Origin of the sequence: Phaeobacter sp. S60 (genome assembly GCF_000826845.1) — a bacterium.
GTDB classification, from domain to species: Bacteria; Pseudomonadota; Alphaproteobacteria; order Rhodobacterales; family Rhodobacteraceae; genus Phaeobacter; species Phaeobacter piscinae.
Genome location: NZ_JSWJ01000016.1, coordinates 1 through 13,553 on the forward strand (window position 1 = coordinate 1; position 13,553 = coordinate 13,553).

At 61.4% G+C, this 13,553-nt stretch carries 9 protein-coding genes; 4 read left to right on the forward strand and 5 right to left on the reverse strand.

Annotated features, from left to right (window positions below; translation table 11 throughout):
• Together OO25_RS15370 and serS are read left to right on the forward strand one after the other, a co-directional pair.
• Positions 1 to 1,008 (forward strand): pentapeptide repeat-containing protein (locus tag OO25_RS15370; RefSeq protein WP_139044789.1); only part of this gene is annotated, 1,008 nt, incomplete at its 5' end.
• Between the two features lie 109 nt (positions 1,009 to 1,117).
• A complete protein-coding gene (gene serS / locus OO25_RS15375; protein WP_040181029.1) occupies positions 1,118 to 2,410 on the forward strand; it encodes a serine--tRNA ligase in 1,293 nt (430 codons plus the stop codon).
• A 90-nt stretch (positions 2,411 to 2,500) separates the two neighbouring features.
• Here the strand turns inward: serS and OO25_RS15380 are convergent, their stop codons facing one another.
• The 5 genes from OO25_RS15380 to OO25_RS15400 all read right to left on the reverse strand — a co-directional run bounded on the left by OO25_RS15380 (position 2,501) and on the right by OO25_RS15400 (position 8,146).
• Positions 2,501 to 3,184, reverse strand: coding sequence for a helix-hairpin-helix domain-containing protein (locus tag OO25_RS15380; protein WP_040181031.1), 684 nt, complete (start codon positions 3,182 to 3,184; stop codon positions 2,501 to 2,503).
• Entirely contained in the window at positions 3,181 to 4,194 is a 1,014-nt protein-coding gene (locus OO25_RS15385; RefSeq protein ID WP_040181032.1) for a fatty acid desaturase, read from the reverse strand. Before OO25_RS15385 ends, OO25_RS15380 begins: the two co-directional genes overlap by 4 nt.
• Positions 4,195 to 4,525: 331 nt before the next feature.
• Positions 4,526 to 5,986 (reverse strand): ribosome biogenesis GTPase Der, encoded by a 1,461-nt coding sequence (der, locus tag OO25_RS15390; RefSeq protein ID WP_040169646.1) that lies wholly within the window; start codon positions 5,984 to 5,986, stop codon positions 4,526 to 4,528.
• Between the two features lie 99 nt (positions 5,987 to 6,085).
• Positions 6,086 to 7,408 (reverse strand): PQQ-like beta-propeller repeat protein, encoded by a 1,323-nt coding sequence (locus OO25_RS15395; protein WP_040169542.1) that lies wholly within the window; start codon positions 7,406 to 7,408, stop codon positions 6,086 to 6,088.
• Positions 7,409 to 7,474: 66 nt separating this feature from the next.
• Positions 7,475 to 8,146 carry a hypothetical protein gene (locus tag OO25_RS15400; protein ID WP_040181034.1) on the reverse strand — a complete coding sequence of 224 codons (672 nt, stop codon included), beginning with the start codon at positions 8,144 to 8,146 and terminating at the stop codon, positions 7,475 to 7,477.
• Positions 8,147 to 8,443: 297 nt separating this feature from the next.
• Here OO25_RS15400 and OO25_RS15405 point away from each other — a divergent pair, with 297 nt between their 5' ends.
• Together OO25_RS15405 and OO25_RS15410 are read left to right on the forward strand one after the other, a co-directional pair.
• Positions 8,444 to 9,733: an efflux RND transporter periplasmic adaptor subunit gene (locus tag OO25_RS15405; RefSeq protein ID WP_040181035.1), complete on the forward strand. Its 1,290-nt coding sequence runs from the start codon at positions 8,444 to 8,446 to the stop codon at positions 9,731 to 9,733.
• A complete protein-coding gene (locus tag OO25_RS15410; protein WP_040181036.1) occupies positions 9,730 to 13,533 on the forward strand; it encodes an efflux RND transporter permease subunit in 3,804 nt (1,267 codons plus the stop codon). The genes OO25_RS15405 and OO25_RS15410 overlap by 4 nt, the downstream gene beginning before the upstream one ends.
• The last annotated feature ends 20 nt before the right edge of the window (positions 13,534 to 13,553 follow it).

The following is a 13,553-nucleotide window of genomic DNA, read 5'->3' on the forward strand; positions in this document are numbered from 1 at the left end:
CTACACGCCATGCGCCAGCGCTGGGACGAAGAGCGGAAACAAAATATCTGGGAAGATGACATAACCCGGCGCAACGCCGCCATCGACCGGTTGGAGGGACTGGTGAAGGAGCGCCCGGACACAGCTCCCCGAGTTTCGCGACTGCTCAGCGTTTATGTGCGCGAACTGTCCCGCGAAGTACCCGCCGAGATACCTCCAGAAGAACCGACGCCTAAAGAATTGCACCGCTGGCTATTTGGGCTAACTGTTAAACGCTCAGACATGGAAAATGCGGTTCAGGTTCTAGGCCGGATGAAACGGATCCGAGCAGTGAACTGCGTAAGCATCTCTATTGATCTGCGACACGCCAATCTTCAAAGGTTCGACCTGACAGGTCTAGACCTGTCAGGTGCCATATTGTCGGGGAGCCATATGCAAGGATCATTTCTAAGAGATACACAGTTACTGAATGCCAGTCTCCCATTTGCGAAGATGCAAGGTACCAATCTGGGCAATGCTGAGATGCTGACGTCTGACCTTAGCGGGGCGGATCTACAGCAAGCATTTCTCGGGAGAGCGATGTTACGGGGCGCGAGTCTTCGCCATGCCTACATGCAGGGCGCTGACCTCTCCGATGCCGAGCTGCAAAGAGCCGACCTCGCTTCGACGAATCTGCGGGGTGCAAACCTCCGCAGAGCAAAGATGCAGGGAATACGCCTCGGAGGCGCGAATATGCAGGGCGCAGATATCAGCGCAGCAACGATTGATGGCACCAGCAGACTCAATCGAGCCGATCTTTCGGGCTCTTTGCTGAGCCGAGTGGATTTTTCTCGTACAAATATAGGCCTAGAACAGCTTAATAGCGGATTTGGCACAACAGATACTGTTCTTCCGAACGGCAGCGGACCGGACAGCTCGGATTGGCCCGCCCATTGGCCAAAACTTGCAATGGGCCATGGCCAAACATTCCGAGAATGGAGAAAATGGCAAACAGACCCTCACAACTACACGCCTCCCACCGCCCCCTAACGTGCCATCCCACAACACCCCGGCGCCAATACCTCGCGCCCCCTTCCCCTTCCCGCCCCCATCCGGCATATGCTGGCGGCACTGATTCAACGCTTTAGGAGCACCTCCCATGCATGACATCCGCGCGATCCGCGAGAACCCTGCCGCTTTTGACGCCGCTTTGGCGCGGCGTGGGGATGCGGCGATGTCTTCTGACATCCTGGCGCTGGATGAATCCCGCCGGGCCAAGATCCAGGCGGCTGAAACCGCGCAGGCCGAGCAGAACAAGGCGGCCAAGGCCATCGGTGCGGCCAAGGCCAAGGGGGATGACGCCGAATTCGAACGTCTGCGCGCCGAGGTGGCCGGCAAGAAAGCCGAAGTCGCAGCCCTGCAGACCGAGGCCAAGGAGCTGGACGCGAAGCTGACCGACGTGCTGGCGCGCATCCCCAACCTACCGGCCGAGGACGTGCCAGCGGGCGCCGATGAGGACGACAATGTCGAGGTCAGCAAATGGGGCGCGCTCCCCAATTTTGCCTTCGACCCGAAAGAGCATTTTGAAATCAAGGGCGTCGCGGCGGCGATGGATTTTGAAACCGCGGCGAAGATCTCCGGCGCGCGCTTTGTGCTGCTGAAGGGCGCCGTGGCCCGCATCCACCGCGCGCTGGCGCAGTTCATGGTCGACACCCATGTGGATGAAAACGGCCTCACCGAGGTGAACTCCCCGGTGCTGGTGCGTGACGAGGCGATGTATGGCACCGATAAGCTGCCGAAATTCGGCGATGACAGCTATCAGACCACCAATGGCTGGTGGCTGGTGCCCACCTCCGAGGTGCCGCTGACCTATTCCGTCGCGGGCGACACGCTGGATGAGGCCGCCCTGCCGATCCGCATGACCGCGCATACGCTGTGCTTCCGCTCCGAGGCGGGCAGCGCGGGCAAAGACACCTCCGGCATGCTGCGCCAGCACCAGTTTGAGAAGGTCGAGATGGTCTCGGTTGTGCACCCCAGCCAGTCCGACGATGAGCAAAAGCGCATGCTGCGCTGCGCTGAGGGGTTGCTGGAAAAACTGGGCATCCCCTATCGCACCGTAGTGCTTTGCACCGGGGACATGGGCTTCGGCGCGCGCCGCACCTTCGACATCGAGGCCTGGGTGCCCGGTCAGAACACCTACCGCGAGATTTCCTCGGTCTCCACCACCGGTGATTTCCAGGCCCGTCGCATGAATGCGCGGTTCAAACCGGCTGATGGCGGCAAACCGCAATATTTGCACACGCTCAACGGCTCTGGTCTAGCGGTCGGGCGCTGCCTGATTGCGGTGCTGGAGAACGGCCAGCAGGAAGACGGGTCCGTCAAACTGCCAGAGGTTCTGGCCCCCTATCTGGGCGGTCGCCTGACCCTGACGGCGGAGGGCGCATTGGTTTAACAACTGCGCGCAACCTCTTAATAAAAAGTAAAAAACCGGCGCCTTACTGCGTCGGTTTTTCTTTGTTCTCATCATAGCGTCCCGGCGGCGCTATTTCTTTTTCTTACCCTTCGCAGCAGCACCCGGATCAGGTTGCTTTTTGGCCAGGGATTTCTTGGCCGCGTCTTTCTTGGCTGACGCCTTCTTGGTCGGGTCCTTCTTGGATGGGTCTTTCTTGCCGCTGTCCTTCTTAGGTGCCTCTTTCTTCGGGTTATGTTTGGCCTCAAGGATGGCCTTCGCCTTGGCCTTTTCCTTCTCAATCGCGCGTTTGGCCTTGGCCTTCACCCGCTTGGCCTTCGCCTTGGCTTTCACCTTTGCGGCAGCAAATTCCTCAGCAAGCGCCGCGGCTTTCTTCGCGGATTTTTTGGCTTTCAGCACAGCTTTTTCGGCCTTGGCTTCCGCTGCACGACGGGCAGCCTCAGCCGCGGCCAGCGCGGAGCTGAGCCTATCAGCCTCAGCGTGGTCAACGGGCTTCTCCTGCGCTGCACCATTCGGCATCGCTGGAGCGACCCCATTTGCGCGGCGGGCAGGTTTGCCTTGCTCTGGGCTGGTTTCCCCATGGGCCTTCTTTGCTTCTGCAGATAGCTTTGCCGCGCGCAGCTTGCCGATCCTTGGGATATTGCTCAGCTCCTGCGGCGATTTCCCCGCCACCGCCTCAATCGTAGCGCAGCCATGGTCGGTCAAAATCTGCGCCAGCGCGGGGCCGACTCCGGGAAGTTTGGCGATGGATGTCATGAAGGCTCCTGCGTATTGGTTTGCCCTGCTGCCGTGGCCAGTTGCCCCGGCGCATTGCCCGGCGGGAATGGCACCAGCCGCTGATGATCTTCGTCCCAGAGCTTCAGCCCAAGAGCGCGGATCGCTTCGCCAAACCCAATGCGACGCGGTGCAATCTCGGGCGGCAGATTATAGTGGCAGCGGCGCAACCGGTAGCTGGGAATGCGGGCGTTGAAATGGTGAATGTCATGCAGCGTGATATTGGCGACTGCAAAGTCAAAAAACCAGCCAAAGTCAAGACAGGAGGATCCCTGAAGCGCCGCAACTTGCGGATTGAGGTCGGGCCGTCGATCCCAATAGGTGTCTTCAAAATTATGCTGCAGATACACCAGAAACACACCGATCATCCCACCGAGAAACGAAAATCCCAGCCAGATCAGCACGCCAGTTGTCCCCGCAATGGCATAAAGCAGCCCAAGCAGCAGCAGAATGACGACGTTGTGCAGAACCACCCCCAAGGCGCCAAACCGCAGCGTATTCTTTGGCCAACGGTAGCGGACAAAATAGGTAAACGCCGCCCCCAGCGGCACCAGCACAAGCGGATTGCGATAGAGCCGATAAGCCAGCCGCTGCGCCCATCCCGCCGCCTGCCATTCGCGCAGGGTCATGGTGTGGATCTCGCCGGATTCGCGGTGCTCCAGATTGCCGACATAGGCGTGATGCTCATTGTGGTTCTGCTTCATCACCTCAAACGGGGCAAAGGTGAAGGGCGACAACACATGACCGGCAAGCTCATTCTGGAGGCGCGTTTCAAACAGCGACTGATGCCCGGTATCATGTTGCAGCACGTAAAGCCGCACCGCCGCAAAGGCAAAAACCACCCCCGCAGGCAGCATCAGATACCAGACCTCCGCGTGGCGGATCGCCACCGTCAGCGCGAGGAAATAGACCGCAAATGTCCCGAAATAGCTGAGCGCGGCCAGCCGGTTGTCTTTCTCGCAATAGGTCCGCGTATATGCTCTCAAATCCATGGGATGTTCCCTAGAGACGCCGTGTGACACTGCCGTGACGCCAGGCCTCAGCACATGGCCGATAACCTCGCGATATCCCGAACCGTCACGGTTCATATCCCGGCGTCTGCCCTGCCTGTGCCGATCCGATCCCTGTGCCCGGCCCAGTCACACCCCAGTTCTGCAAGGCACGCGCCCCATCTTTCAATAACCTATGGTGAAGCCTAGCAAAGCCAATGGCTTGCGGTCAAATCTTGCCGATACCGCAGGCACAAACCTGCCCCAGCCATGAAAAAAGGCAGCCCCCAAGGTGGGAGACTGCCTGATATTTTAACCAGAAACAGGCGCGCGCTTAGTTGCGGCGGCCTTCCAGATGTTTGCGCAGCTTCGACGGCGGCGCCTTTTTCTTACCCTTGTAGGGGTTCTTGTCCGACTGCGAGCGCAGCGTCAGACGGATCGGCGAGCCGGGCATATCAAAATCCTGCCGCAGCCCGTTGACCAGATAGCGATTGTAGCTCTCGGGCATCTTGTCGGGATGTGAACACATCACCACAAAGCCCGGCGGACGGGTCTTCGCCTGGGTCATATAGCGCAGCTTGATCCGCTTGCCCTGCGGGGCGGGCGGCGGGTGCTGTTCCAACATCCCCGTCAGCCAGCGGTTCAGCGCCGCGGTGGGAACCCGGCGGTTCCAGACGTCATAGGCGCGCATGATCGCTGCGTGCAGACGGTCCAGCCCCTTGCCAGTCTTCGCCGAAACCGTGATCAGCGGCGCGCCGCGCAGCTGCGGCAGCAACCGGTCAAAGGCTTCCTTGAGGTTGCGCAGCTTTTCCTGCTTCTCATCCTCAATGTCCCATTTGTTGACCGCGACCACCACCGCGCGGCCTTCCCGCTCGGCCAGATCGGCAATCCGCAGATCCTGCTGTTCAAACGGGATCGCCGCATCCAGCAGGACCACCACCACTTCGGCAAATTTCACCGCCCGCAGACCGTCGGAGACGGAGAGCTTCTCCAGCTTTTCCTGCACCTTGGCCTTCTTGCGCATGCCGGCAGTATCGAAGATGCGCATCGGCACATCTTGCCAGTCGATCTGAAGCGAAATCGCATCGCGGGTGATTCCGGCCTCAGGCCCGGTCAGCAGGCGATCCTCGCCCAGGATCTTGTTGATCAGGGTGGATTTGCCCGCATTGGGACGTCCGACAACAGCCACCTGCAACGGTTTATTGCGGGTTGGCATCGGCACCGACAGATCGTCTTCGTCGGCGTCTTCGTCCAGAACGACGTCAATCTCGGGGCTGTCATCCTCGGCGCGTTTTTCAAACTCATCCGCCAGCGGCATCAGCTGCGAATAAAGGTCATTCAAACCTTCGCCATGCTCACCGGACAGGCGGATCGGCTCCCCCAGACCCAGGCCCCAGGCATCCAGCACACCGGCATCGGCGGCGTTGCCCTCAGCCTTGTTGGCGGCCAGAATCACATGGGCGGATTTCTTGCGCAGGATCTCTGCAAACATCTGGTCCACCGGGGTCACGCCAACGCGGGCATCCACCATGAACAGACAGATATCAGCCATATCAACCGCCCGCTCGGTCAGTCGGCGCATCCGCCCTTCCAGCGAGTTGTCGGTGGCATCTTCCAGACCGGCAGTGTCCACCACGGTAAAGCGCAGATCGCCGAGACGCGCTTCCCCTTCGCGCAGATCGCGCGTGACGCCGGGCTGGTCATCCACCAGCGCCAGCCGCTTGCCGACGAGACGATTGAACAATGTGGATTTGCCCACATTCGGGCGGCCCACAATAGCGAGGGTAAAAGACATCAGACCAACTTTCTGCGATTCAGACGCGCCCCATAGCGCATCTGCGCGCGCCCTGCCAGAGCACATCGCTGCGTAAATCTCTCCTACCGCATCAAAGCGCTATCGGAAAGCGTGCAATTCACCCTTGGTGGACACAACATAAAGCGTGCCATTCGCCACAACAGGCGCGGTGCTGGCGCCGCCGGGCACCGCCACGCTGCGCAGCAACGCGCCGCTTTCGGGGCTGAAGAAGCGCAACAGCCCGTCGTTGGAGGCCACCACCACCTGACCACCGGCCAGAACCGGCCCGTGATGGGCCACTACTGCGCCGCGTTTGCGGGGTTTATCCTTGAGGTATCCGGGCAGATCCGTCGCCCAGACAGCTGCGCCACTGTCCGCATCCAGCCGCACCAATTGGCCAAGGTCGCTGATCAGGAACACATTGCCCGAAACCGCCCAGACCGGATCCACCGCCCCATGGGGCGCAGTCCACAGCCGATCACCGCTGCCAAGGTCAAAAGCCGCTGTTCGCCCGGACTGGTTGCCCACATACATCCGGTTGCCGGACACTACAGGCGCGCCGGTGACATCGCTAATACGGGAAATGGTCCGGCCAATCCGCTTACCCGCCACGGAGGCGTTCCAACGCCGCAGGCCGCCCCTGCGGAAGGTTGCGGTCAGATCGCCCGAACCAAAGGCGAAGATTGCCAGATCAGAGGTGACCGCAGGCGCCGGTGCGCCCAGAATGTTCGAGGGGCTGGGGGTGGCCTGAACCTGCCAGGCAATCCGGCCATCCTTGGCATGCACCGCCCAGCCAGTATCATCTCCGGCCACCAGATAGACCAAACCGTCGCGCACCGTGGGCTGACCGGAGCCTGTGGCCTCCAGCTCCTGCCGCCAGATGGTTGCCCCGCTGGCGGCATCCAGCGCGGTCAGCACGCCATAGCCGGACGAGACATAAAGCACGCCACCGTCATAGGCCAAACCGCCACCGGTGGCCTGCCCTGAGCTGTCAGACGCAGGCAACAACTCGCTTTGCCACTGCAACGCCCCGGTAGGGCTAACGGCCGAAACCTTGGCGCCGCTGTCCAGCGTGTAGATACGCCCATCGCCCACAACCGGTGTCGCGGTGATGCGCTGGCGGCGGCTGTCACCGTCGCCGATCGAGGTGGCCCAGATTGCGCGCGGCGCAGCAGCCAGCGCCGGATGTACAGGGCGCAGCCCTTCAACGCCCGGCCCCTGTGGCCAGCTGGCGTTGTTGCGCGTTGCAGGCAACGCAATGGCGCGGGTCTCATTGCTGACAACCGTGACGCTGTCGTCGCGCAGATCCAGACGCTCGCCGCGCAGGATGACCTCAGGCTCGGCGCAGGCGGACAGGACCAACGCCAATGCGGTCCCCGTCAGAATGCCCCTCGCGCTCCAAAAGCTTGTTACTGCCGTCATTGCCCTGCCCCATTACTGCACTTTGTACTGCACGCTATCGTGGCGCCCATCGGCGCCGAATTGATCTTAGCCTTCTGTCGCCGCCACCGGCTCCAGCGCTCCCCCAAGCGCCACAATCACTTGCGAAGCACGGTCTTTCAAGTCCGAGGTGACACCGGCGGAGGCAATAATCTCCTGCAACCGCGAAATGGCGGCGTCAGTGTTGTTCTCTTCGATATCAATCAGTGCCAGCTGTTCCTGTGCCAGCAGCGCCAGCGGCGCACCGGGTTGGGCCAAAGCCTCGAACTGGATCCGGCGATCTGCCGCTGGCAGGCTCTCCTGCTGCAGACCAAGCGCCTTGAACGTTGCAATATGACGATAGATCAGGGGCATCTCACCGTTGCGCGCAACCGCATTCAGCCGCTCAACAGCCGCCGCACGGTCTCCGGCATCTGCCAAGGCGCCCGCCTGCAACAGCTTCAGAACCGTATCCCCACCTGCGGTCTCAGCGGTGATTGCATCCAGGGCTGTCACCCGTGCCGCACTGTCATCGCTGTCCAGCGCTGCAATCATCTGATCGCCAAGCGCCTGCGATGCGGCTTCGGTCTGGGCGCGGTTAAATTCGCGCACGGCCGCCCCGCCTACGATCAGCACCACCGCAACGCCGCCAATCCAGCCATAACGTTTGAGCATCTTGAACAGGCGATCGCGGCGGACCTCTTCTGTCACCTCATCGATAAAGCTGTCGGTGTCGCTCATGAAAATGTCCCTGGCAGATCCCGCAACCGCCCCCGCAGTTGCCGGAAAGTTTCCTGTGTTCTGCTTCTCTTACAGTGCAACCGGTGCCAAGCCAAGTGGCCCTGACACCCCGGCACGGCCACAAACTGCTCCAAAAAGGCAAAAAATGTGAACTGAACTACAGAGTTTAGTATGGACAATACCTATATCACCCATATCACTTGGCGCCAGTTCGCCCGAATATGCCCATTAATGGTATGATTGTTGAGTGGCTCTATATGTCCCGGACGGGATGACTATGACTTAGGAAGGCCCAAGATGCGTGTAATTCCCCTGATGACTGCTGCTGTTGTGACGGCAGGCCTGTATTATGCCGTGATTGAGCGGGATGCGCTTTTGGCCTTTGCCCGTGGCGAGCAGCTCAGCGATGAGACCGCATCCGCTGATGCCTCCGAACCGACCGAAACACCCGCCGCAGCGGCAGCGGCAGCGACTGCGGCCCCGCAGGCCGCCAGCGCTGACAAGACCGGCAATTCAGGCGTCGGCGTGGTCGCCCTGCGCAGCACCGCCCGTGGCATCGACAGCGCGGTTGTCCTGCGCGGGCAGACACAAGCGATCCGCCAGGTCGAAGTCCGCTCCGAAACCACCTCCACCGTTTTGTCAGAACCGTTGCGCAAGGGCGCGCAGGTGAAGGCGGGCGATCTTCTGTGCAAACTGGATCCCGGCACCCGCCCCTCCACGCTGTTGGAGGCCAAGGCCCGACTGAGCGAGGCAAAAATCCGCGTTCCCGAGGCGCAGGCCCGCCTGGACGAGGCCCGCGCCCGCCTCAAGGAAGCGCAGATCAACCTGACAGCAGCCGCCAAACTCTCCGAAGGTGGCTTTGCCTCTGAAACCCGTCTTGCCTCCGCGCAGGCGGCGGAACGCTCGGCGGTGGCTGGCGTCGCCACGGCGGAAACTGGGCTGCAAACCACCAGCGCCGGCATCGAATCTGCCTCTGCCCAGGTTGCCGCCGCTGAAAAGGAACTGGCGCGTCTGGACATTCTGGCCCCCTTCGACGGGCTGCTGGAAAGCGATACCGCCGAGCTGGGCAGCCTGATGCAACCTGGCAGCCTCTGCGCGACGGTGATCCAGCTGGAGACCATCAAGCTGGTTGGCTATGTGCCCGAAACTGAGGTGAACCGCGTCACCATCGGGGCAGGCGCGCGGGCGGAACTGGCCAATGGTCGCAATGTTGAGGGCAAGGTCACCTTTATCAGCCGCTCCGCCGATCCGACCACGCGCACCTTCGAGGTGGAAATCACCGTACCCAATCCGGATCTTGCGATCCGCGACGGCCAGACCGCCGATATCGTGATCTCAGCCGAGGGCGCCAAAGCGCATTACCTGCCACAGTCGGCGCTGACCCTGAATAACGACGGTCAATTGGGTGTGCGTGTGGTAAAAGACGACATGACCGTCGGGTTTTACCCCATCCAGCTGCTGCGCGACGAAGCCAGCGGCGTCTGGGTGGGCGGTCTGCCGGAACAGGCCGATGTGATCGTCGTTGGACAGGATTTTGTTGTTGCGGGCGTTTCTGTTGCGCCCACGTTTAAAGAGGTATCCCAATGACCGGTATCGTCAGCTGGGCCGCAGAACGGGCCCGTATGATCCTGGCATTCATTGCCATTTCGCTGCTGGTCGGCGGCTTTGCCTATGCCAGCCTCCCGAAAGAGGGTGAGCCGGACATCGAAATTCCGGCCCTGTTCATCTCCGTCCCCTTCCCCGGCATCTCTGCCGAGGATGCCGAAACGTTGCTGGTCAAGGTGATGGAAACCGAGCTGGCCGATCTGGACGGGCTCGACAAAATGTCCTCCACCGCCGCCGAAGGCTATGGCGGCGTGGCGCTTGAGTTTGACTTTGGCTGGGACAAGACCGCCATCATGGCCGACGTCCGCGATGCGATGGACGCCGCCGAGGCGGATTTCCCCGAGGGGGCTGAGAAATATTCGATCAACGAGATCAACTTCTCCGAATTCCCCATCGTCATTGTCAACCTGACCGGCGCCGTGCCGGAACGCACAATGGCGCGGATCGCCAAGGATTTGCAGGACGATCTTGAGGCCTTGGAGCCGGTGCTTGAGGCCGGGATCGCCGGCAATCGCGACGAAATGGTCGAGGTGCTGATCGACCCCCTGCGGCTGGAGGCTTACAACGTCACGGCGCTTGAGCTGATCACCGTTGTGCAGAACAACAACCAACTGATCGCGGCGGGCGAGGTCGAGAGCAATCAGGGCAGCTTCTCAGTGAAGATCCCCTCCTCCTTTGACGACGTGCGTGATATCTATGAGCTGCCGATCAAGACCAATGGCGACCGCGTGGTCACGCTTGGCGAACTGGCAACCATCAACTTCACCTTCGAGGACCGTCGCGGCACTGCCCGGTTCAACGGTGAGGATACCGTTGCCCTGCAGGTGGTGAAGCGGAAAGGCTACAACCTGATCGACACTGTTGATCTGGTGAAGGAAACGCTGGCTGAAGCAAAAACCAAATGGCCGCCGGAATTGACAGCAGCCGTCTCCGTCGGCACCTCAAATGACCAAAGCCGCGTCGTGGCCTCCATGGTCGGCCAGCTGGAAGGCTCGGTTCTGACCGCCGTCGCGCTGGTGATGATTGTGGTGCTGTCGGCGCTTGGCAGCCGGGCGGCCCTGCTGGTCGGCTTTGCGATCCCGACCTCCTTCCTGCTGTGCTTTGCGCTGCTTGCTGTGATGGGGATCAGCATCTCCAACATCGTGATGTTTGGTCTGATCCTCGCGGTGGGCATGCTGGTGGATGGCGCCATCGTGGTGGTTGAATACGCCGACAAACGCATCAAGGAAGGCACCGGCCCGATGCACGCCTATGTCGAGGCGGCGCAGCGCATGTTCTGGCCGGTGGTCTCCTCCACCGCGACCACGCTCTGTGCGTTCCTGCCGATGCTGTTCTGGCCCGGTGTTCCCGGTGAATTCATGGGCATGCTGCCGGTCACCCTGATCTTTGTTCTGTCGGCGTCGCTGGTGGTGGCGCTGATCTACCTGCCCGTCATGGGCGGCGTCACCGGCCGGATGAGCCGCCTGTTCGAGAACCTCTCCGATGGGCTGCGCGCTGTTGCGCCCTGGTGGCTGCGCGCGGCGCTGGTGCCCGTGATGCTCTGGGGCATGTTTGCAGGCGCGATGCAGATGCTGAATGGCGGCTACCTGCTGCCTTCGGATGTGCCGGATGGGGCTGCACTAGTGTTTGGCGCACTGATATTTGTGCTGGCGTCCTTCGGCGCCTCCGTCACATTGGGGGCGGCCAGCCTGCGCCGCCGGGAAACATCCGTCAAAGCGGGTTACACGCACACTCCTTTCGGCCATTTCATTAAGTTCATCGTCGGCAATCCGGTGATGCCTCTTGTTGCGATCGGGGCTGTTGCCTTCTCCATCATGACAGTTTTCACACTGTTCTCGACCAACAACTACGGCGTTGAGTTCTTTGTCGAATCCGAACCGGAACAGGCCACCGCCTATGTCCGGGCGCGCGGCAATACCTCACTGATGGAAGAGGACGAGATGGTGCGCCAGACCGAACAGGTCATCCTGTCGCATCCCGCGGTGGTCAATGTCTTCTCCTTCGCGGGTGAAGGCGGGCTGAACACCGATGCCTCCGGCGCGCAGACACCGCCCGACACCGTAGGTCAGGTGCAGTTCGAGATCATCCCCTGGGAGGATCGCCCGACCCAGACTGAAACCTGGTTCAACGGCTGGTTCACCCGTGAGGTCACAGCGACCGATTTCGACGGCGACACCGTGATTGAGGAGATCAATACCGAGCTGGCTAAACTGCCCGGTTTCGAGGCTGAGATCCGCGCACTGGCGCAGGGGCCTGCCTCTGGTAAGCCGATCCATCTGCGCCTGAAGGGCGACAGCTGGGACACGTTGACCGCCGCCACGCAGACCGCCCGCGCCCGGTTCGATGAGACCCCAGGGCTGGACCTGATCGAGGACAGCCTGCCCCTGCCCGGCATTGACTGGCAGATCGACGTCGACGTCGAAAAGGCCGGCCGCTACGGCGCTGATGTCGCCACCGTTGGCGCCATGGTGCAGCTGGTCACCCGCGGGATTCTTCTAGATACCATGCGCGTCGACAGCTCGGATGAGGAAATCGAAATCCGCGTCCGCCTGCCGGAGGAGGACCGCGTCCTCTCCACCCTTGATGTGATGAAACTGCGCACCGAGGACGGCCTTGTGCCTCTGTCCAACTTCATCTCACGCCAGCCGGTGCCAAAGCTGGAGAAGATTAGCCGTGTCCAACAGCAGCGCTATTATGACGTGAAGGCGGATATCGAACCCGGCCTTTCGAAGGTGATCACCACCGGCGGAGACAGCGGTGAAGACCAGACGCTGGCCTATGTGAAATCCTTCGCCGAGGGCAGCGACACCAGCGCCAGCGACCTGACCGGACCAAGCGGTGCGCCGCTGAAGCTGCGCAGCCTCGCCAGCGCCGATAGTCTTGAGGCGGTGCAGACCGCGCTGGACGATGACGCCCGCGTTGTCGCCCTCAATGCCAATGAACGCATCGCCGCCCTGACGGAATGGCTGAACACCGACCCGCTGCCCAAGGACATCACATGGGAATGGACCGGTGATCAGGAAGAACAGGCCGAATCCGGTGCCTTCCTGATGAAAGCCTTTGCCGGTGCCTTGGCGTTGATGTTCGTGATCCTGCTGGCCCAGTTCAACAGCTTCTACAACTCGGTGCTGGTGCTTCTGGCGGTGGTGCTCTCCACCACCGGCGTGCTGATCGGCATGATGGTGATGCAGCAGCCGTTCTCGATCATCATGACCGGCACCGGTATCGTCGCGCTGGCGGGGATCGTGGTGAACAACAATATCGTTCTGATCGACACCTATCAGGAATACGCCCAGAAGATGCCGCGGATCGAGGCGATCATTCGCACCGCCGAGGCCCGCATCCGCCCGGTTCTCCTGACCACCATCACCACGATGGCAGGTCTTGCGCCGATGATGTTCGGGCTCAGCCTCGACTTCATCAATGGCGGCTACTCGATCGACAGCCCGACCTCGCTGTGGTGGAAACAGCTGGCAACGGCAGTGGTCTTCGGTCTTGGCATCGCCACTGTGCTGACGCTGCTGGTCACGCCGTCGCTGCTGGCGATTCGGGTCTGGCTGCGAATCTACCTGGGCGCGCTCGGCCGCTTGCTGGCCCGGCTCACCCGTGGCCGGTCCAGCCGAATTGCCCGGGATATGCGGCTGGCCACCAAGGCCCGCACCCTGCCCACCACGGAAATCCTGTGGGAGGCTGAACCGAACCCGGACAGCCCCCCGGCCAAGACCACCACGCGCGACGACCGCGAAACTCCGCCGTCAACACCGCTTCGCGCCGCTGAATAACATGACAACGCCCCGCCCTC